At 62.9% G+C, this 18,895-nt stretch carries 18 protein-coding genes; 9 read left to right on the forward strand and 9 right to left on the reverse strand.

Translation table 11 applies throughout. The annotated features are described in order from the left end of the window. The first annotated feature begins 73 nt into the window (after positions 1 to 73). Positions 74 to 1,282: a serine hydrolase domain-containing protein gene (locus ACFJIU_RS02000; protein ID WP_379067039.1), complete on the forward strand. Its 1,209-nt coding sequence runs from the start codon at positions 74 to 76 to the stop codon at positions 1,280 to 1,282. A gap of 76 nt (positions 1,283 to 1,358) precedes the next feature. After that, positions 1,359 to 2,528: a serine hydrolase domain-containing protein gene (locus ACFJIU_RS02005; RefSeq protein WP_379067041.1), complete on the forward strand. Its 1,170-nt coding sequence runs from the start codon at positions 1,359 to 1,361 to the stop codon at positions 2,526 to 2,528. Positions 2,529 to 2,536: 8 nt separating this feature from the next. Here ACFJIU_RS02005 and ACFJIU_RS02010 read toward each other — a convergent pair whose 3' ends face one another. Together ACFJIU_RS02010 and ACFJIU_RS02015 are read right to left on the reverse strand one after the other, a co-directional pair. After that, a complete protein-coding gene (locus ACFJIU_RS02010) occupies positions 2,537 to 3,091 on the reverse strand; it encodes a putative immunity protein (protein ID WP_379067042.1) in 555 nt (184 codons plus the stop codon). Further along, positions 3,088 to 3,996 carry a LysR family transcriptional regulator gene (locus ACFJIU_RS02015; protein WP_379067044.1) on the reverse strand — a complete coding sequence of 303 codons (909 nt, stop codon included), beginning with the start codon at positions 3,994 to 3,996 and terminating at the stop codon, positions 3,088 to 3,090. Before ACFJIU_RS02015 ends, ACFJIU_RS02010 begins: the two co-directional genes overlap by 4 nt. Before the next feature lie 103 nt (positions 3,997 to 4,099). Between ACFJIU_RS02015 and ACFJIU_RS02020 the strand changes: the two genes are divergently transcribed. After that, the gene (locus tag ACFJIU_RS02020) at positions 4,100 to 5,290 is read left to right on the forward strand and encodes an acyl-CoA dehydrogenase (protein ID WP_379067046.1); all 1,191 of its coding nucleotides are present in this window, start codon (positions 4,100 to 4,102) and stop codon (positions 5,288 to 5,290) included. 55 nt (positions 5,291 to 5,345) lie between these two features. Here the strand turns inward: ACFJIU_RS02020 and ACFJIU_RS02025 are convergent, their stop codons facing one another. From ACFJIU_RS02025 to leuB, 3 genes are all read right to left on the reverse strand, one after another. Beyond that, a complete protein-coding gene (locus ACFJIU_RS02025) occupies positions 5,346 to 6,395 on the reverse strand; it encodes a Gfo/Idh/MocA family protein (protein WP_379067048.1) in 1,050 nt (349 codons plus the stop codon). Continuing rightward, positions 6,395 to 7,180 carry a ThuA domain-containing protein gene (locus tag ACFJIU_RS02030; protein WP_379067050.1) on the reverse strand — a complete coding sequence of 262 codons (786 nt, stop codon included), beginning with the start codon at positions 7,178 to 7,180 and terminating at the stop codon, positions 6,395 to 6,397. The genes ACFJIU_RS02025 and ACFJIU_RS02030 overlap by 1 nt, the downstream gene beginning before the upstream one ends. A 118-nt stretch (positions 7,181 to 7,298) precedes the next feature. Then, complete coding sequence (leuB, locus tag ACFJIU_RS02035; RefSeq protein WP_379067051.1) at positions 7,299 to 8,399, reverse strand: 3-isopropylmalate dehydrogenase; 1,101 nt, start codon at positions 8,397 to 8,399, stop codon at positions 7,299 to 7,301. A 474-nt stretch (positions 8,400 to 8,873) separates the two neighbouring features. On the opposite strand from leuB, the gene ACFJIU_RS02040 reads away from it, so the two are divergent. Together ACFJIU_RS02040 and ACFJIU_RS02045 are read left to right on the forward strand one after the other, a co-directional pair. Beyond that, positions 8,874 to 9,659, forward strand: coding sequence for a coniferyl-alcohol dehydrogenase (locus ACFJIU_RS02040; RefSeq protein ID WP_379072908.1), 786 nt, complete (start codon positions 8,874 to 8,876; stop codon positions 9,657 to 9,659). A 34-nt stretch (positions 9,660 to 9,693) separates the two neighbouring features. Further along, the gene (locus tag ACFJIU_RS02045) at positions 9,694 to 11,139 is read left to right on the forward strand and encodes an aldehyde dehydrogenase (RefSeq protein ID WP_379067053.1); all 1,446 of its coding nucleotides are present in this window, start codon (positions 9,694 to 9,696) and stop codon (positions 11,137 to 11,139) included. A 39-nt stretch (positions 11,140 to 11,178) separates the two neighbouring features. On the opposite strand, the gene ACFJIU_RS02050 is transcribed toward ACFJIU_RS02045, so the two are convergent. The 4 genes from ACFJIU_RS02050 to leuD form a co-directional block, all read right to left on the reverse strand. Continuing rightward, positions 11,179 to 11,529, reverse strand: coding sequence for a glyoxalase superfamily protein (locus tag ACFJIU_RS02050; RefSeq protein ID WP_379067055.1), 351 nt, complete (start codon positions 11,527 to 11,529; stop codon positions 11,179 to 11,181). Further along, positions 11,526 to 11,918 carry a RidA family protein gene (locus tag ACFJIU_RS02055; protein WP_379067057.1) on the reverse strand — a complete coding sequence of 131 codons (393 nt, stop codon included), beginning with the start codon at positions 11,916 to 11,918 and terminating at the stop codon, positions 11,526 to 11,528. Before ACFJIU_RS02055 ends, ACFJIU_RS02050 begins: the two co-directional genes overlap by 4 nt. Before the next feature lie 31 nt (positions 11,919 to 11,949). Continuing rightward, positions 11,950 to 12,867 (reverse strand): hypothetical protein, encoded by a 918-nt coding sequence (locus ACFJIU_RS02060; protein WP_379067059.1) that lies wholly within the window; start codon positions 12,865 to 12,867, stop codon positions 11,950 to 11,952. Between the two features lie 123 nt (positions 12,868 to 12,990). After that, on the reverse strand, positions 12,991 to 13,596 hold the full coding sequence (gene leuD / locus ACFJIU_RS02065; protein WP_129413575.1) for a 3-isopropylmalate dehydratase small subunit: 606 nt from the start codon (positions 13,594 to 13,596) through the stop codon (positions 12,991 to 12,993). A gap of 176 nt (positions 13,597 to 13,772) precedes the next feature. Here leuD and ACFJIU_RS02070 point away from each other — a divergent pair, with 176 nt between their 5' ends. From ACFJIU_RS02070 to ACFJIU_RS02085, 4 genes are all read left to right on the forward strand, one after another. Next, positions 13,773 to 16,184 (forward strand): circularly permuted type 2 ATP-grasp protein, encoded by a 2,412-nt coding sequence (locus ACFJIU_RS02070; RefSeq protein ID WP_379067061.1) that lies wholly within the window; start codon positions 13,773 to 13,775, stop codon positions 16,182 to 16,184. An 8-nt stretch (positions 16,185 to 16,192) separates the two neighbouring features. Further along, on the forward strand, positions 16,193 to 17,065 hold the full coding sequence (locus ACFJIU_RS02075) for a transglutaminase domain-containing protein (protein WP_379067063.1): 873 nt from the start codon (positions 16,193 to 16,195) through the stop codon (positions 17,063 to 17,065). 180 nt (positions 17,066 to 17,245) lie between these two features. Next, a complete protein-coding gene (locus ACFJIU_RS02080) occupies positions 17,246 to 17,620 on the forward strand; it encodes a YciI family protein (RefSeq protein WP_379067065.1) in 375 nt (124 codons plus the stop codon). Beyond that, the gene (locus ACFJIU_RS02085; RefSeq protein ID WP_379067067.1) at positions 17,617 to 18,888 is read left to right on the forward strand and encodes an RNA polymerase sigma factor; all 1,272 of its coding nucleotides are present in this window, start codon (positions 17,617 to 17,619) and stop codon (positions 18,886 to 18,888) included. Before ACFJIU_RS02080 ends, ACFJIU_RS02085 begins: the two co-directional genes overlap by 4 nt. The last annotated feature ends 7 nt before the right edge of the window (positions 18,889 to 18,895 follow it).

The raw sequence follows: 18,895 nt of genomic DNA on the forward strand, positions 1-18,895 counted from the left end.
CCGGTAGCTAGCGACGACTGCCGGCATGCCAGTAGTCCCAAAAGTTCGGAAAATGTCGCAGGAGGCGCTTCCCATGCAGCCCTACCGCAACAGCGATCCCCATCCATTGATCATGCAAGGCTCGCCGCCAGTGCTGGTGCCGCCCCGGCTCGACTGGGACAGGGCGCCGTGGAACCGCTGGGCTTTCCAGAACATGCGCCAGATCGTGCCGACCGTTGAGGTCTGGCGCGGCCATGGTCCCGTGAGCGAATTACCATACGCCGAGACAGATCTCGACAGTCTGCCGGTGACTGACAGCCTTGGCGGCGCCTCGACGCTCGCCGGTCTGCTTGACGAGACCTATACCGACGGCTTCCTGCTCTTGAAGGACGGCGCAATTGCCTATGAGCGTTACTTCAATGGCATGACGCCGCGGTCGCTGCATCTGTCGCAGTCGATGGCCAAGTCGGTTACGGCGGTAGTCTGCGGCATCCTGGTCGGCCGTGGCCAGATCGATCCGAAAAAGCCAGTGACAGACTATCTTCCCGAATTGGCGGAAACCGGCTGGGCGGGCGCGACTGTCCAGCACGTGCTCGATATGACGACCGGCGTGAAGTTCTCGGAAGCCTATACCGATCGCTATTCCGACATTGGCCAGGTGGATGTCGCTTCCGGCTGGAAACCGGTGCCGCCGGGCAGCGATCCAGCTTTTCCGTGGCCGACGCATGTGTGGGAACTCATCCTGCGCTTCAAGGAGACCTTGCGGCCGCACGGTGCCGCTTTCGAATACCGCTCCATCGAGACGGATGTGCTGGCCTTTGTCATAGAGCGCGTGAGCGGGCGCAGGCTGGCTGAGCTCGTTTCGGAAGAGCTGTGGCAGAAGCTGGGTGCGGAAGAGAGCGCGTGCTTCACCGTGGACAGCGCCGGCTACGCGCTGGCCGATGGCGGGTTCAACGCGACGCTTCGCGACTATGCGCGTTTCGGCCAGATGATCCTCGACAATGGTGCCGGCATCGTTCCCGCTGACTGGATCGAGGCGACCAGGAATGGTGTGCATGGCGACAACTTCTCCGAGAGCCTGCCGGAAGGCAGTTATCGCAACCAGTTCTGGATCGAGGATCCGCGCTCGCGCGCGCTCATGTGCCGCGGCGTTTTTGGTCAGCTCATCCATGTGGACTGGAACAGCCGGATGGTGACGGTGAAGCTGTCCTCGTTCCCGGACTTCTCGAACACGCCTTATGCCGTGGCGACGCTGAAGGCGATCGCGGCAATTGCGGCGGAACTGGGCTCCTCCGCTCGATAGATCAACCAATACAGAAAATGGCACCGACGATCGCGGATCCATCTGTGCCATGCGTGCCAGCCAGGAAGGACAAGACATGACCAATCCGACAAAATTCGAGGAAGCATACGGCTTCCGTCGCAGTGATGTCGCCCTCGCTAGCTGGCGCACAGCGCCATTCAATCGCTGGTCGTTCCAGAATGTCGGCGAATTGGTGCCAAGTGCGCGCATCGAAGGTTCAGCGGGCACAGAACCGGTCACGGCCGATTTCAGCGGTCTGCTGGGTGAAAGGCTTTCGCTTTCCAGGGGAACCGAAACCGTCGCGGCATTCCTCGACCGCTCCAGTGCCGATGCGCTGACCGTGATGAAGGGCGGAAGGTTTATCGGCGACTGGTTCGCGCCGCATATGCAGCCCGGCAATCGCCATATCATCTTTTCGATCAGCAAGTCGCTGACCGCAATCCTGGCTGGCATCCTGGAAGGCGAGGGGCACTTCGATCCGGAAGCACCGGTGACGGCCTATATTCCGGAGGCGACCGGTTCGGCCTATGGCGATGCCACTGTGCGCCACGTGCTTGACATGACGGTGAGCCTCGATTTCGAGGAAGCCTATCTTGATCCTGAAAGTTCCTTCGCCCGCTATCGGCGGGCGACGTTGTGGAATCCGGGCGGCGGCGATGAAGGGCTGGAAGAGTTCCTGTTGTCGATCAAGCGCAGGCCCGAACCGCATGGCGAGGTGTTCCGCTACCGTTCGCCGAATTCCGATCTGCTCGGCGTTCTTGTCCAGCGCGCTTCCGGCAAGCGCGTGCCGGAGCTGTTCGCCGAAAAACTGTGGGGGCCTCTTGGCGCCTGTGGTGAAGGCGCCATCACGGTCGATCGGGTGGGTACGGCAAGGACCGCCGGCGGCGTCTCGATGACACCGCGCGACCTTGCCCGTGTCGGCGAGATGATGCGCCAGGGTGGCGTCGCCAATGGCAAGCGTGTCGTGTCGGAAGCCTGGGTTCGTGATACGACGACCGCAGGCAGCCTCGAGGCCTGGAAGCGCGGCGACTTCGCACATCTGTTTGCCGAAGGGCGTTATCGCAACAAGTGGTACCAGAGCGGCAAGGGTTCCTATTGCGGCATCGGCATCCATGGCCAATGGTTGTTCGTCGATCCGGCAAGCGAGGTGGTCATCGTCAAGATGTCGTCACAGCCGACGCCGGTCGACGATCCGCTTGATCATGACAATGTCGAGTTCTTCGAAGCGCTCGCAAGGATGGTGTGACGCGCTTCTCAGCTGCCGGTTGCCGGGCCGATCTGTGTTTCGGCTCGGAGTGCCTGGTCGAGGATGCGGAGCAGTTCCCCCACGCGTCCTCCACCGGGTGGCGCCGAAGGATAGCGGCGCAGAACCGCGATGACCGTGGGGCTCGCATGGTCGACGGCGTGCCTGAGATGCCCGGCTGCCGCATCCGCTGCATTTCCGGCCACAAGCTCGGTTGCGTGTGCTGCATGGGCGGCGGCGCCAAGAATGTGTCTGACCTGCGTGGAGCGTGCCAGCGGGTGAAGATAGGCCGCCGAGGCGGCGCACATCGCAGCCCGCGCGGCCTGGTCGACGGCTGCCTCTTCGGTTTCTTGTGCCGCCCTGAGTGCCGCCCAGGCCGCATCGCGCAGTGCCTTGCCGCGTCGGTCTCCGCCTGCGAATGCCCTGGCTGCCTCGATGGCATCGCGGGGACGGTGGTCCGAAGGGTGTGACGCCTCATAGATTTCCAGCACCTCGGCGGCACTTCCGGCGGCGAAGGCAGTGACTGCGCGCAAATCGTCCATGCCGAGGATGATCTCGCCCGTCATCGCTCAGTCGCCGTGCTCTGCGGAAGTTTGGTAAGCAGCCAGTTGCGGAAGCCTGCGACCGGCGGGTAAAGGCGCTTCTCGTTGGGCACAACCAGGTAATAGGCGCTTCGGCTCTGCATGGCGCGGCCGGGGGCGGGTACCAACTGGCCGCGCTGCAACTCGCCCGTGATCAGGAACAGCGGCAACAGTGCAATGCCCAGACCCGCGATGCAGGCCTGGGCAGCGGTCGAGAACTGCTCGAACTGCATGCCGGGGCCCGTGGGGGTGGCCAGCCCCTGGTGTTCGAACCACTCGGCCCAGCCGCCGGGACGCGAGGCCATGTGCAGCAGCGGCAGTCGGCCAAGGTCACGCGGTTCGGTCACTGCATTTGCAGTCAGGAACTCGGGAGCGGCGACCGGCGCCACTTCCTCGCGCATCAGCAGGGTCGATGTCGCGCCCGGCCAGTCCGGCTGACCGACATGAATGGCGGCGTCCATCCGTTCGCGGCCGAAATCGAAACGGCCAATGCGGGTGGCGAAGTTGATGGTGATGTCGGGGTTCTGCTCGACGAATTCCGGGATCAGCGGCATCAGCCATCTGGTGCCAAAGGTTGGCAGGATAGCGAGGTTGAGAACACCACCATGCCGATTGCTCATCAATCCAAGCGCTGCCTCGCGAAGCTGGCCGAGTGCTGACCGCACTGTTTCGGCGTAGATCTCACCCTCGGGGGAGAGGTGGACATTGCGGCTATCGCGCTCGATCAACCGCTTGCCGAACTGATCCTCCAACAGCTTGATCTGCCTGCTGATGGCACCTTGCGTCAGCGCGAGCTCCTGGGCCGCCGCGGTGAAGGAGCCGAGCCGGGCCACCGCCTCAAAGGCGGCAAGCGCTCCAGTGGTTGGCAAAAGGCGGCGTTGCACACTCATGATTCATTACTAATCGTCATTGATCTCTGAGGCAATTTCATTTGCTTTTTTCGGGGCGGGGGTCGATAAGCCCGGAATTCCGCGCATTCTGGGAGAAATATGCATGGCTGCCGAAAAGAACGCCTTCGTCTGGGACGATCCGTTCCTCATCGAGGACCAGCTTTCGGAAGACGAGCGCATGATCCGCGATGGCGCGGCGGCGTTCGCGGCCGACAAGCTCGCGCCGCGCATCGAAGACGCCTACATGGAAGAAAAGACCGATCCGGCGATCTTCCGTGAGATGGGCGAAGCCGGCCTGCTCGGCATCACCGTTCCGGAAGAGTATGGTGGGCTTGGCGCCAACTACGTCACTTATGGCCTTGTCGCCCGCGAAGTGGAGCGCATCGACAGTGGCTACCGCTCGATGATGAGCGTGCAGTCGTCGCTGGTCATGTATCCGATCCACGCCTACGGCTCGGAAGAACAGCGCAAGAAATATCTGCCGAAGCTCGCCTCCGGCGAATGGATCGGCTGCTTCGGCCTGACCGAGCCGGATGCCGGCTCCGATCCGGGCGGCATGAAGACCCGCGCCGAAAAGACGGCGGACGGCTACCGCATCTCCGGTTCGAAGATGTGGATCTCCAACGCGCCGATCGCCGACGTGTTCGTGGTGTGGGCGAAATCCGTCGCGCATGACAACCAGATCCGTGGCTTCGTGCTGGAAAAGGGCATGAAGGGCCTGTCGGCACCAAAGATCGGCGGCAAGCTTTCCCTGCGTGCCTCGATCACCGGCGAGATCGTCATGGAAGGCGTTGAGGTTGGCGAAGATGCGCTGTTGCCTAACGTCTCCGGCCTCAAGGGTCCGTTCGGCTGCTTGAACCGTGCACGCTACGGCATCTCCTGGGGTGCCTTGGGTGCTGCGGAAGATTGCTGGCACCGTGCCCGTCAGTATGGCCTCGACCGCAAGCAGTTCGGCAAGCCGCTGGCAGGCATGCAGCTCTATCAGAAGAAACTCGCCGACATGCAGACGGATATTGCGCTTGGCCTGCAGGGTTCATTGCGCGTCGGCCGACTGATGGATGAAGGCAAGATGGCGCCGGAGATGATCTCCATCGTCAAGCGCAACAATTGCGGCAAGGCGCTCGACATCGCCCGCATGGCGCGCGACATGCATGGAGGCAACGGCATCCAGATCGGCTACCACGTCATGCGCCATGCGCAGAACCTCGAAACGGTCAACACCTATGAGGGCGCCCACGACGTGCACGCTCTCATTCTTGGCCGCGCCCAGACCGGCCTGCAGGCGTTCTTCTGAGGCGACACCCTGCCTTCTCTCCGGCCGCCGGGGAGAAGGCATCTGCGCCGTGATGCTAAGCGATGGCGATCGGGTGTTTGTCGTTGCTGCTGAGAAAGGCGGCGTCGATCAGTTTCTGCATGTCGGTGGCGCGACGGAACGACGGGTCGCCATTGATGCCCGAGAGCAGGGCGTCAACAAAACGGCGCGCATTGCGCTTGATCTCCGGCAGCGCGATATCGCTCCAGGCAACAGTATCGATGTCCTTGCCGAAACAACCCTTCAGGGACGAGGTTCGGCCATTGGTCTGCACCCAGAGCGCACCCTTGGTGCCATGCAGCTTCAGTTCCAGATCATTGAGATGGCCAGTCGCGTAGCGGGTGGCGAGAATTGTGGCCAGTGCGCCGGACGCGAAACGCGCGGTCATCGCCACACTGTCATTGGCATCCAACCGATACTTCCCGATCTGATCGCCGGGAGCCTTGGGGAAGGTGACCAGTTCGGCGTTGAGGCTGGTGATGTCGTCGGCGGCGCCATAGGTCGCGAAGTCGAGAATGTGGATGCCGACATCGCCCAGAACGCCGGTCGAGCCATGGTCGCTCGATAACCGCCAAAGCCATTGATCCGCGGTGCGCCAGTCGCCCCAGGCCTTTCCGACCAGCCAACTCTGCCGGTAACTTGCTTCGACATGGCGCAGTTCACCGAGATCGCCGGCTTCGACCATTTGCCGGGCACGTTGCAAGGCGGGTGAGTTGCGATAAGTCAGGTTGACCATGTTGACCAGGCCTGCACGCTCTGCAGCCTCCGTCATCTCCAGCGCATCGGTATGGTTGGGAGCCAGCGGCTTTTCGCAGAACACATGCTTGCCGGCAGCAAGCAGCATGAGCGTGGTTTCCTTGTGCACGCCATCGGGGGTGGCATTGATGGCCGCATCGAAGTCGCCCCAGGCGAGTGCGGCTTCCAGGCCGTCGAAGGCATGGGCGATGCCGTTCTTTTCCGCATAGGCTGCGGCGCGGCCGGGCAAGGCGTCAGCGCAGGCAACGATCCGGCACTCCGGTACCTTGCCGAATTCCTCCATGTGCTGGCCGGCGATGCCGCCGGTGCCGAGCAGAAGCAGCCGTTTCATCAGCGCAGGCCCTCGTCGCCGTCCTTGTGCAGCCTGGGGCCTTTTTCGACCAGCGGCTCCCTCGCGGCAGAAATCGGCACATTTGGTCCTTCGGTCACTTCCGTCCACGCTGGTGCAGGATTCAGTGCCCAATGAACTGCATTGCGCAGCACTGTGTGGACGTCTGGATGGTGATAGGTCGGGTACACCTCGTGACCCGGGCGGAAATAGAAGATGCGGCCGGCGCCACGCTGATAGGTCAAGCCGGATCGGAACACCTCGCCACCCTCGAACCAGGAGACGAAGACGGTTTCCATCGGTTCCGGCACGGTGAAGGGTTCGCCGTACATTTCCTCATTGGGCAGTTCGATGCATTCGCCGAGACCCCTGGCGATAGGGTGGTTGCGGTTGACGACCCAGATGCGTTCGCGTTCGCCGGCCTCGCGCCATTTCAGCGAGCAGGGCGTGCCCATGAGCCTTTTGAAGATCTTCGAGAAATGGCCGGAGTGCAGGACGATCAGGCCCATGCCTTCCCAGACGCGCTGCTGCACGCGTTCGACGATGGCATCGTCGACCTTGCCGTGAGCGGCATGGCCCCACCAGACGAGCACGTCGGTCTTTGCCAGGCGTTCGTTGGTCAGGCCGTGTTCGGGGTCCTGCAGCACGACCGTTTCCGCCGTGATGTCCTTGTCGTGATTGAGGGCTGCCGCGATGGTGCCATGCATGCCAAGCGGATAGATTCCGGCAACGACTGCACTCTCCTGTTCATGCACGTTCTCGCCCCACACCAGTGCTCTGATCGGCATGCCGCATCTCCCACGATCGATTTCATTGGATCGGTTCAATTACAGCATGAACGCTGGCTACTGCAAGAGACAATCGAACATGAGAATGGCCGGCCCTGTCGGGCCGGCCGGATGTTGGTCAGGCGAGGAACTTGGCAATGATGGCGTTGCCCATGGCAACGGTGCCGACCTCGATCTTGCCCTCGGACATGATGTCCTTGGTGCGCAGGCCGTCGTCCAGCACAGCAGCGATCGCCGCTTCGAGCCGATCGGCTTCGGCCACCATGTTGAAGGAATAGCGCAGGCACATGGCGAAGGAAGCGATCATGGCGATCGGGTTGGCGATGCCGCGGCCCGCGATGTCGGGTGCTGAGCCGTGTACCGGCTCGTAGAGCGCCTTGCGTTTGCCGGTCTTGGCATCCGGTGCACCGAGCGAGGCCGACGGCAGCATGCCGAGCGAGCCCGTCAGCATCGCCGCCACGTCCGACAGCATGTCGCCGAAAAGATTGTCGGTGACGATGACGTCGAACTGCTTGGGCCACCGCACGAGTTGCATGCCACCGGCGTCCGCCAGCATGTGGTCAAGCTTGACGTCGGCATACTTCGCCTTGTGGGTCGCACTGACGACCTCGTTCCACAGAACGCCCGACTTCATGACGTTGCGCTTTTCCATCGACGTCACGTGGTTATTACGGGTGCGGGCGAGCTCGAAGGCGACGCCGGAGATGCGTTCGATTTCGAAGGTATCGTAAACCTGTGTGTCGATGCCGCGTTTCTGGCCATTGCCGAGATCGATGATCTGCTTGGGTTCGCCGAAATAGACGCCGCCGGTCAGTTCGCGCACGATCAGGATGTCGAGCCCCTCGACCACTTCCTGCTTGAGCGAGGAAGAAGCGGCAAGCGCCGGATAACAGATCGCCGGGCGCAGATTGGCAAACAGCTCCATGTCCTTGCGCAGGCGCAGCAGGCCGGCTTCCGGGCGGACTTCGTAAGGCACGCTGTCCCACTTCGGGCCGCCGACGGCACCGAACAGCACGGCGTCGGCAGCCAGCGCCTTGCTCATGTCCTCTTCGGAGATCGCCTGCCCATGTGCGTCGTAGGCACTGCCGCCGACCAGGCCCTCATCGAACGCAAAGCCGGCTCCCTTCTCGTTCATCGCCGCGATCAGTTTCTTGACCTCGGCCATGGCCTCTGGGCCGATGCCGTCGCCGGCGAGCAGGAGAAGTTTTTTCGTTGCCATCTAAAGGACCTTCCACGGGTTCGGAGAATTGCAGCCTTGCTAACGGCAAGGCCGTTGTGGTGCAAGCCCGGTGCCATGGCGAAGTCCTTCGTGCCTGGCGGAAGACAGCCCGGCGCTAACATCACCACACCTGACGATCGACGCCGTGCGGCCGACCTTCCTTAACCCATAGGTTAATGAAACACCGCAAAATATTATTTTTACCGCACCAAAACGTCATGCAATGTGACCGATGAGGATCGAAGCCAATTTGGTTCGGCGGCATCGGCGTCTGGTACCTGGCCAGGCTTGGCGCCGCCGCGCTTGTCTTCTCGCTTTTCCTGCCGGGCGGCCTTGGGGAAACGCTGGAAGAGCGCTTTGGCTGGCGCCTGCTTTCTGTCGGTTACCGCGTCAGGCATCAGCCTGCTCAAGGAAGTCGGCTGGCGGGACCGCCGCTCCGGCACCGCCAACGACACATCGGGAGAAAGCGTGAGCATGCTGTTTGGCAAAACGATCCTGATCACCGGCATCGCCTCGGGCATCGGCGCTCGAACGGCGGAACTGGCCGGCCAACTCGGTGCCGACGTGATCGGCGTAGATCGGCACGAGCCCACCGGACCCAAAGGCGTCTTCGTCCAGGCTGATATCTCGTCCAAGGCCGGTATCGATGATCTCGTCGCACGGCTGCCGCAGCGCATCGACGCGCTCTGCAATGTCGCGGGTCTCTCCGGAAACACCGGCGCTGCGCCGACGCTTGCAGTCAATTTCTATGGCCTGCGTGCGCTTTCCGAAGCGCTGGCGCCAAGAATTCGCGAAGGCGGCGCTATCGTCAACGTCGCCTCGATCGCGGGCTTCGGCTGGCGAGCCAACCTCAATCGGACAGCCTCGATGGTAAGCGTGGAAGGCTTCCCGGACGTGGTCAAAGTGATCGCCGATCACGCGGTGAAGAATGAGGAAGGCTATCCGGTCTCGAAGGAGCTGTTGTTGCTCTGGACCTTTCGTGCCGCGCATCAGGAATTGTTCAAGAGCCGCGATATCCGGGTCAATGCGGTGAGCCCCGGTCCAGTCGAGACACCGATCCTGAAACAATTCCGCACCGTGCTCGGCGACGCCCGCGTCGACAGCGATATTTCGAGGGTCGGCCGCGCTGGCACGTCCAGCGACATCGCGCCGGTTGTGCTGTTCCTGTGCTCGGACGGCGCTCGCTGGATCAACGGTGCGAATGTGCCGGTCGACGGCGGCCTTGAAGCGTCAATCAACGCCGAGCTGCTCGGCTTCTGACTTTGCAGCGCTTACCGCGAGCGAGGAGACAATTATGGATATCGGACTTCTGATCGATGGTGATGAACGGGCGGCGGCGGAAAAGGCGTCCTTTGAGCGTTTCGATCCATTCACTGGCAAGTTGGCGACCCGAGCCGCTGCCGCAAGCGTCGCTGACGCCAACGCCGCCGTCGAGGCCGCCGCTGCTGCTTTCCCGGCCTGGTCGCGGATCGGCCCCGGCGACCGCCGCGCCTTGCTTGTAAAGGCGGCCGATATCATGACCTCCAAGGCCGGTGAGTTCACCAGGCTGATGACGGAGGAGACGGGCGCGACCGGTGCCTGGGCGAAGTTCAACGTCATGCTAGCCGCGAACATGCTGCGCGAAGCGGCAGCGATGACGACGCAGATATCCGGCGAGGTCATTCCCTCGGACAAGCCAGGCACGTTCGCCATGGCGATCCGCCAACCGGCCGGCGTGTGCCTCGGTATCGCGCCATGGAATGCGCCGGTCATCCTAGGCACGCGTGCGCTGGCCATGCCGCTCGCCTGCGGTAACACAGTGGTGCTGAAAGCCTCGGAAATGTGCCCCGGTACACACCGGCTGATCGGCCAGGTGCTGGTCGAGGCCGGCCTGCCCAGGGGCGTCGTCAATGTCGTCACCAATGACCCGAAGGACGCGGCGGCAATCGTCAAGGCGGTGATAGCGCATCCGGCGGTGAAGCGGGTCAACTTCACCGGTTCGACCAAGGTCGGCCGGATTATCGCCGAGCTCTCCGCTCGGCACCTCAAGCCGGCGTTGCTCGAACTCGGTGGCAAGGCGCCGCTCGTCGTGCTGGAGGACGCTGACGTCGATGCGGCGGTGAACGCAGCAACTTTCGGCGCGTTCATGCATCAGGGCCAGATCTGCATGTCCACCGAACGCCTGGTCGTCGACGAAAAGATTGCGGACGAATTCGTTGCCAAGCTCGCTGCCCGCGCCTCGAAGCTGCCGGCCGGAGATCCTCGCGGTCATGTCGTGCTGGGCTCCTTGATCAGCAGTCAGGCGGCCGACAAGATGGAAGAACTGGTTGCCGACGCTGTTGCCAAAGGCGCTACGCTGGCTGCTGGCGGCAAGCGGATGGGGACTGTCATGGAGGCGACGCTGCTTGACCACGTCACCCCAGCCATGCGCGTCTATTCGGAAGAGTCCTTCGGCCCCGTGAAGCCGGTTATCCGCGTCAAAGGCGAGGACGACGCTGTGCGCGTCGCCAACGACACCGAATACGGACTTTCATCGGCTGTCTTCAGCCGTGACGTGTCTCGTGCCATGGCCGTCGCAGCGCGCATCCAGGCCGGTATCTGCCATATCAATGGACCTACCGTAGGCGACGAGGCGCAGATGCCATTCGGCGGCATGAAGGGGTCGGGTTACGGACGGTTCGGTGGCAAGGCATCGATCGCCGAATTCACCGACCTGCGCTGGCTGACGATCGAAGATCCGAGCCAGCCCTACCCGTTCTGATGAACTCGGCTGGTCGGTCAAGCCGGCATTGAGGCCAGTCTAGTCGTGCTGGAGGATATTGACCAGCTTGCCGAAAGGGTCGCGCACGAAGAAACGGCGTACACCCCAGGGCTCGTCGGACGGGCCATATTCGATGGCGAAGCCGGCTTTCCTCATGCCGGCAAGTACCGCGTCGACATCGTCGACCTCGATGGAGAGGTCAGGCACCGGCGTTTCGTTGCCACCCTGCTCGGCGAACGACACTTGCACTGTCATGCGTTCGCTGTTGCCGTAGGTGGCGATCCAGCCATGGTCCATCAGGATGTCGAGACCGAGCACGTCGCCGTAGAAATGCCTGGCTGCCGCGACATCGGTCGTGGCGACGTTGGCGACGATGCGTTTGACGGTCACAGGCCTGTTGCGCCCCGGCGCAAAGCAGTGACCTCGATCTCGATCTTCATTTCCGGCTTGTTGAGCAGGCAGGTGATCATGGTCGCGGCCGGGCGGATGTCGCCGAAAAATTCGCCGAGGATGGGGAAGACCCTGTCCACGTCGTTCTGGTCAGTGATGTAGTAATTGGCGCGCACGACGTCGGCCAGTTCGAAGCCGCCTTCCTTCAGCGCCTTGGTGATGGTCTCCATGCAGTTGCGAGCCTGCGCTTCGACGCTGTCCGGCATGGTCATGGTGGTGTAGTCATAACCGGTGGTGCCAGCGACGAAGCACCAGTCGCCCTGAACCACAGCGCGCGAATAGCCCGCCGTCTTTTCGAAAGGCGAGCCCGTCGAGATCAGTCTGCGCATCGATAGTCCTCCGGGCGCGCCACGACAGGCGCTATTGCGGTTGCTGGAATGCTTTCTTGAGGGCGTCCTTGATCTCCTCGGGCCATTCCTTCAGCGCCGGCCAGGCATTCGGCTCCGGCTTGTCGGTCTGCTGGGCGAAATAGAGCGCCTTGTTCTTGACGTCGACCGCCATGAAACCGTCGCTGCCTCCGCAGGCATGCGGCACGCAGCCGCTGGCGTAGAAGGCGCCGGACGGGGTCTTTTCCGTGCCGCCACCAACCAGCAGGCTGGTTGCGACATTGCCCATCTGGTCACCGAGCAGCTTCTCGGCTGCCTTGTAGACGGCCTCGTTGTGGAAGGCGTCGATGATGTTCTGGTATTTCGACGGATCGACGTCGTTCCAGCCGGTGTTGAGTTCCGGCTTGTACGTCAGTTGGCCCGCGATCTGCAGGCCGTCCTGCGGCGACCATTGCAGGGCATCCTTGGAGTCGCCCGGCATGAGATACGGCACGAAATAGATGGCATTGTCGGCAACGGCCGTCGGCGGCGCGCCGCAATCGTCCTGGTCGACGCGCACGCTCTGCAGCGTGGAGCTGCCTTCCGGCTTCCAGGTGATCAAAGCCGAGGGGCCACACTGATTGCCGCCGGGGCCGACGGCGAACAGCGCGACGTCGATGCCGGCAACTTTCACGATCTTGTCGAAGAAGACGTCGTAGTCGCGGGCGATCTCCTTGCCGTCAAAGGCCAGAATCTTGTCCATCTCCGGCTGCTCGGTGATGGTGAAAGTTCCGCCGGCGAAAGGCACCGGTGCCGGCTTTTCGTCGCCATCGGTTGCTGCAGGCGCATTGCTGTCGGGAACAGTCGCGGCAGGCGCATCCTGCGCGGCAGGGGTCTGTTCCTGCGCACGGGCCATTCCGGCCAGACCGACGGACAGAAGGCCCGCCATCAGAAGGCGTGAAAACTGTGCCATTGCGGCTCTCCCCTTGTCACGACAGCGGCCATTCCGCTGTCGTACCTGCCGGGTCGGCCAAACATGCCTTTCCGAGGCGAAAGGCCCCGGCGAGGACGCCGGGGCGCCGTTATGGGTGGGGCCTCAGGCCCAGGGACGCTGTTCGGCGTTGCGCTTTTCGAAACTGGCGATGGCGTTGGATTTTTCCATCGTCAGGCCGATGTCATCGAGGCCGTTGAGCAGGCAGTGACGCTTGAAATCGTCGAGGTCGAAGGTGACGACGCCGCCATCCGGGCCACGGATTTCCTTGGCTTCGAGGTCGACCGAGAGCGTGGCGTTGGCGCCGCGCTCGGCATCGTCCATCAGCTTGTCGAGATCTTCCTGGCTGACGGTGATCGGCAGAATGCCGTTCTTGAAGCAGTTGTTGTAGAAGATGTCGGCGAAAGAGGTCGAGATCACGCAGCGGATGCCGAAGTCGAGAAGTGCCCAGGGAGCATGCTCGCGGCTGGAGCCACAGCCGAAATTGTCACCGGCGACCAGGATCTGGGCCTTGCGGTAAGCCGGCTTGTTCAGCACGAAATCCGGGTTCTCGGAACCATCCTCGTTGAAGCGCATCTCGGCAAAAAGTCCCTTGCCAAGTCCGGTGCGCTTGATCGTCTTGAGATAATCCTTCGGGATGATCATGTCGGTATCGACATTGACGATCGGCAGGGGAGCGGCGACGCCGGTGAGCTTGGTGAACTTGTCCATGGCTTTAGCCCATCTTGGGAGTTTGCTGGCACCGCTTTACACAAGGAGACGGGCAAATGAAAGGCGACAGTTGCCGCATCGTTGGGGCCAGCCTGGCTTGATGAGCAAAAATGCACGTGAGGTTCTGGTGGCTGCGAGGCTTGACCTCATGCCCCAAGCAACGTTCTAGATCACTTATGGCGAGCGGGAATCAACAGCGAGCGGGGGAAACCGGGCAGGTGCAAAGCCTGCTTGAGCACTATCGGCCGATCGACGGCGTCGTCGACGAGATGGTCGATGCCTCGGGCAAGCCTCGTCCACTGTGGAAACAGTTTATCGCCTCATTGCAGGCGCTCGGCCCCGAAAAACTGACACAGCGCTTCGCCCGGGCAGACCAGTATCTGCGCGATGCCGGCGTCTACTACCGTGTCTATGACAATGCCGGCGCCAATGAGCGCGCCTGGCCGCTGGCGCACGTGCCGCTGCTGATCGATGAGAAGGAGTGGTCGGCCATCAGCGCCGGCCTGATCCAGCGGGCGGATCTGTTCGAGCGGATCGCTGCCGATATCTATGGGCCCAACCGGCTGGTGGACGCTGGATTGCTGCCGCCCGGCCTGATCGCAGGCAGCCCGGAGTATCTGCGGCCATTGGCAGGAACGTCGCCGGCCGGGGGACATTTCCTGCATTTCTGCGCTTTCGAACTCGGACGTGGGCCGGATGGACGCTGGTGGGTGCTGGGCGATCGCATGCAGGCGCCGTCTGGCGCCGGCTTCGCGCTGGAAAACCGTGTTGCCACCACACGTGCATTGTCTGAACTTTACGGCGAGCTGCATGTGCATCGGCTGGCCGGATTCTTCCGTCGCTTCCGAGATGCCCTGAATTCGTCGGCAGCAGCCTCGCGTGGCCGTGTAGCCATCCTCACGCCGGGACCGCTCAACGAAACCTATTACGAACACGCCTATATCGCGCGCTATCTCGGCATCATGCTTCTCGAGGGCGAGGATCTCGTCGTCGCCAAGGGGCGCCTGATGGTTCGCACCGTGGCCGGCCTGGTGCCGATCTCGGTGCTGTGGCGTCGCCTCGACGCCGCCTTTGCCGATCCTCTGGAATTGCGGACGGATTCCCAGATCGGTACGCCGGGGCTGGTCGAGGTGGTTCGCCAGGGTGCCGTCACTTCAGTCAACGGTCTGGGGTCGGGATTGCTTGAGACGCGCGCGCTGCTTGCTTTCCTGCCGCGCATCAGCCAGGAATTGTGCCGGGAAGACCTGCTGTTGCCCAGTGTCGCGACCTGGTGGTGCGGGCAGGAAGCCGAACGCAAGCATGTGCTGGCCAATCTCGACCGAACGATCGTGGGGCCGGCGCTGTCGACCCGCCTGACGTTCGAGGACGATGGGGCGAGCGTTCTGGGTGCTTCGCTGTCTGCAGAGGCGCGGGCGGATCTGGTCGCGCGCATCGAGACCGACGGCAGCGCGTTTGTCGGGCAGGAAGCGGTGACGCTGTCGACGACCCCGGTCTTTGTCGACGGGCGGCTGGAGCCGCGACCGGCCAGCCTTCGTGTCTATCTGGCGCGCACAACGGACGGCTGGACGGTGATGCCCGGCGGGTTCGCGCGTGTCGGCTTCTCACTCGATCCGACGGCGATTGCCATGCAACGAGGTGGCCAGGCGGCCGATGTCTGGGTGGTCAGCGACAGGCCGGTGGAGCGCGAGACACTGTTCCCGCGCGACAGCGAAGGCTTCGACCGCACCGTGCCGGGCAGCCTGCCAAGCCGGGCGGCGGAAAACCTGATGTGGCTCGGACGCTATATAGAGCGCGCCGAAGATACCGCCCGCATCCTGCGCGCCTATCATGTGCGATTGGCCGAGACCTCGGATCCGGCCATGCCGCTGCTATCGGAGCTGCGTGCCTATCTCGATCCGCTTGGCATCGACCTCACCGATCCGGTGCCACCGGGTCTGCTCGACATGATGGATAGCGCCGTCTACAGCGCGGGCCAGGTACGCGACCGGTTCTCGCCAGACGGCTGGCTGGCGTTGAAGGATTTGTCCAAGACGCTGCATCTGTTCGAAACGACGGTGTCACGCGGCGACGATGCCACGCGCGCCATGACGGTGATCCTGCGCAAACTGGCTGGCTTTTCGGGTCTTCTGCACGAGAATATGTACCGCTTCACGGGCTGGCGTTTCCTGGAGATCGGGCGGCGCCTGGAGCGCGGTATCCAGACTGCGCGCATGCTGGCGCGGCTGACGCGCGCTGATGCGCCGGAGGGCGCGCTCGACATGATGCTGGAGATCGGCGACAGCGTGATGACCCATCGCAGACAATATCCGGTGCAGGCGGGACGCAGCACGGTTGTCGATCTGCTGGTGCTGGATCCGCTCAATCCACGATCGATCTTTTTCCAGGTCGAGCGGCTCAAGACGGAAATAGGGCTGCTGCCCGGTGAAAACGGCAGCGGACATCTCTCGCCGGCTGCCAAGGATATCCTCAAGCTCAATACGGCGCTTGCGGTCAAGGAGCCGTCGGACATGACAGCCACGGCGCTCAATGCCCTGGCGGATGAGATTGGCGGGCTCTACAGCAGCCTTGCCAAGGCTTATTTCAGCTGAGGCGCCCCATGCTCTACGACATCCGCCTCAACCTGCACTACGACTATGAGACCGCCGTTGGCGGCGGACGCCACCTAGTGCGGGTGCTGCCGGCCAATCTTGGCGGTGGGCAGCGTGTCGTGGCGGCATCGCTGTCCTTCGCGCCCACGCCGGGCGAACGGTCGGATTTCCATGATTTCTTCGGTTCGAACGTGACCTCGATCGCGTTTCGCGAGGCACACCGGACACTCGACGTACGCATGAGTGCACGCGTTTCCGTCGCGCGGCCGGAAATCGGGCTCGACGTGTCGCCTGACATCGTCGGGCTTGCCCGCGAAATCGCCGCCGTGCGATCGCTCCAGCCTGATTCACCGCATCATTTTCTCGCCCCCACCGATTTTGCGGATCTCGATCCCACCATTACCGCCTATGCCTGTCAGGGCGGCGACGGTTCGGTGGCGGCGATAGCGACGGAGATCTGCAATCGCATCCGGCGCGATTTCACCTATGATGGCGCTGCGACCGACGTGCAGACGCGTGCTTCCGATGCGTTTGCGCTGAAGCGCGGCGTCTGCCAGGACTTCTCGCATGTTATGATTTCCGGCCTGCGCGGGCTGGGCATTCCTGCCGGCTATGTCAGCGGCTTCCTGCGCACCATCCCGCCCGCTGGACAGGAACGGCTGGAAGGTGCGGATGCCATGCACGCGTGGGTTCGGGTATGGTGCGGACGCGAGGCCGGCTGGCAGGAATTCGATCCGACCAATGGCATGCGCGCCTCCAACGACCATATCACGGTCGGTTATGGCCGCGATTACGGCGATGTGGCGCCGATCGTGGGCGTGCTCAAGACCGCCGGCGGGCAGGCCGGCGCACAGGCGGTGGACGTTATTCCCGTGGGCTGAGCCGTCGCTGCGGACATCCAGAGAAATAGCAGATTTTTTATCGACGCGATGTCGGGAAGCGCCTAACTCTTTCGTCCTTGAAGCAATTCCAGGAAAGATGCGTAGCGGCTTTCCGTCCGGTATTGCGTACCGCGTTTCCGTCCAGGACGGAAACGCTCCGGGAGACAGAAAGGGCCTTCCATGCTTTACGCCGTTCTTTGTTACGCTTCTGAAGACGTCGTCGGTTCCTGGACCAAGGAACAGGACGATGCCGTCATGGGCAAACTGCTCGACGTCCAGCAAAGATATGCGAATGCCGGCAAACTTGGCCCGGTGGCCCGTCTTCTGCCGACCACGGCAGCAACGACGCTGCGCAAGGTTAAGGGCGAATCCCTTGTCATCGACGGTCCGTTCGCCGAGACAAAGGAGCAATTCCTCGGCTTCTACACCATCGACGTCGAAAATCTCGATGAAGCCCTGCAGTTCGCGCGCGAACTTTCAGAGGTCAATCCAAGCGGCGGTTCCTACGAGATCCGACCTGTTTCCATATTCAGTCCTGCAACGGTAAAATCATGAGCGACCTGTCCTGGATCAGCAATGTCATCAGCGCCGCGCGGCCGCAGGCCATGGGAGCGTTGCTGCGCTACTTCCGTGATCTCGACACGGCGGAAGAAGCATTCCAGGACGCATGCCTGCGCGCCTTGAAGAACTGGCCGCAAAACGGGCCGCCGCGCGATCCCGCCGCTTGGCTGATCTTCGTCGGCCGCAACAGCGGCATCGACGCTGTGCGCAAGAGAAGCAAACAGACGGCGATGCCGGACGAAGACCAGGTGTCGGACCTGGAGGATGCCGAGTCCGACATCGCCGAGCGGCTGGATGGCGCGCATTATCGCGACGACATCCTGCGGCTGCTGTTCATCTGCTGTCATCCTGACCTGCCGCCGACGCAGCAGATCGCGGTGGCGCTGCGCATCGTTTCCGGCCTTTCGGTCAAGCAGATCGCCCGCGCCTTCCTGGTGGGTGAAAGCGCCATGGAGCAGCGCATCACCCGGGCCAAGGCACGCATCGCGGACGCCGGCGTGCCTTTCGAGACGCCGGGAGCGGTCGAGCGGTCGGAACGGCTGGCCGCCGTCATGGCGATGGTCTATCTGGTCTTCAACGAAGGCTATTCCACCAACAGCGGCGAAGCGCAGGCGCGGGAACCCTTGTGCGAGGAGGCGATCCGGCTCGGCCGGCTGTTGCTCAGGCTGTTCCAGACGGAAGCGGAAGTCATGGGGTTGCTGGCCCTGATGCTGTTGCAGCATGCCCGCGCGCCGGCCCGGTTCGACGGCAATGGCGAAATCGTGCTGCTCGAAGAGCAGAACAGGGCGCTGTGGAGCGGCAAGATGATCGAGGAGGGGCTGGCGCTCGTCGACAAGGCTTTGCGCCATCGCAAGCCCGGCCCCTACCAGGTGCAGGCGGCGGTCGCGGCGCTGCATGCCCGCGCAGCCAAGGCCGAAGACACGGACTGGCAGGAGATCGACCTGCTCTACAGCCTGCTTGAACGCATGCAGCCGTCGCCGGTGGTGACGCTGAACCGTGCGGTGGCGGTCTCCAAGGTAAAGGGGCCGGAGGAGGCGCTCGCCATGATCGAACCGCTGGCCGAGCGGCTTTCCGGCTACTTCCATTTCCATGGCCTGAAGGGCGGTCTCCTGATGAAACTCGGCCGCAACGACGAGGCGCGCGTTGCCTTCGACAGAGCGATCGCGCTCGCCAACACGGCTGCCGAGGCAGCACATATTCGCATGCACATCGACCGGCTCAAGGCAGAGGCCGCACAGGGCAAGTCCGAAAAAGCGGGCTAGGCGACCC

The organism is Mesorhizobium sp. UC74_2 (assembly GCF_042701485.1).
GTDB lineage: Bacteria > Pseudomonadota > Alphaproteobacteria > Rhizobiales > Rhizobiaceae > Mesorhizobium.

Coding starts and splice junctions, on each gene's coding strand:
- ACFJIU_RS02000 (WP_379067039.1), top strand. CDS start 74: ATGCAGCCCTACCGCAACAGCGATCCCCATCCATTGATCATGCAAGGC.
- ACFJIU_RS02005 (WP_379067041.1), top strand. CDS start 1,359: ATGACCAATCCGACAAAATTCGAGGAAGCATACGGCTTCCGTCGCAGT.
- ACFJIU_RS02010 (WP_379067042.1), bottom strand. CDS start 3,091: ATGACGGGCGAGATCATCCTCGGCATGGACGATTTGCGCGCAGTCACT.
- ACFJIU_RS02015 (WP_379067044.1), bottom strand. CDS start 3,996: ATGAGTGTGCAACGCCGCCTTTTGCCAACCACTGGAGCGCTTGCCGCC.
- ACFJIU_RS02020 (WP_379067046.1), top strand. CDS start 4,100: ATGGCTGCCGAAAAGAACGCCTTCGTCTGGGACGATCCGTTCCTCATC.
- ACFJIU_RS02025 (WP_379067048.1), bottom strand. CDS start 6,395: ATGAAACGGCTGCTTCTGCTCGGCACCGGCGGCATCGCCGGCCAGCAC.
- ACFJIU_RS02030 (WP_379067050.1), bottom strand. CDS start 7,180: ATGCCGATCAGAGCACTGGTGTGGGGCGAGAACGTGCATGAACAGGAG.
- leuB (WP_379067051.1), bottom strand. CDS start 8,399: ATGGCAACGAAAAAACTTCTCCTGCTCGCCGGCGACGGCATCGGCCCA.
- ACFJIU_RS02040 (WP_379072908.1), top strand. CDS start 8,874: ATGCTGTTTGGCAAAACGATCCTGATCACCGGCATCGCCTCGGGCATC.
- ACFJIU_RS02045 (WP_379067053.1), top strand. CDS start 9,694: ATGGATATCGGACTTCTGATCGATGGTGATGAACGGGCGGCGGCGGAA.
- ACFJIU_RS02055 (WP_379067057.1), bottom strand. CDS start 11,918: ATGCGCAGACTGATCTCGACGGGCTCGCCTTTCGAAAAGACGGCGGGC.
- ACFJIU_RS02060 (WP_379067059.1), bottom strand. CDS start 12,867: ATGGCACAGTTTTCACGCCTTCTGATGGCGGGCCTTCTGTCCGTCGGT.
- leuD (WP_129413575.1), bottom strand. CDS start 13,596: ATGGACAAGTTCACCAAGCTCACCGGCGTCGCCGCTCCCCTGCCGATC.
- ACFJIU_RS02070 (WP_379067061.1), top strand. CDS start 13,773: ATGGCGAGCGGGAATCAACAGCGAGCGGGGGAAACCGGGCAGGTGCAA.
- ACFJIU_RS02075 (WP_379067063.1), top strand. CDS start 16,193: ATGCTCTACGACATCCGCCTCAACCTGCACTACGACTATGAGACCGCC.
- ACFJIU_RS02080 (WP_379067065.1), top strand. CDS start 17,246: ATGCTTTACGCCGTTCTTTGTTACGCTTCTGAAGACGTCGTCGGTTCC.
- ACFJIU_RS02085 (WP_379067067.1), top strand. CDS start 17,617: ATGAGCGACCTGTCCTGGATCAGCAATGTCATCAGCGCCGCGCGGCCG.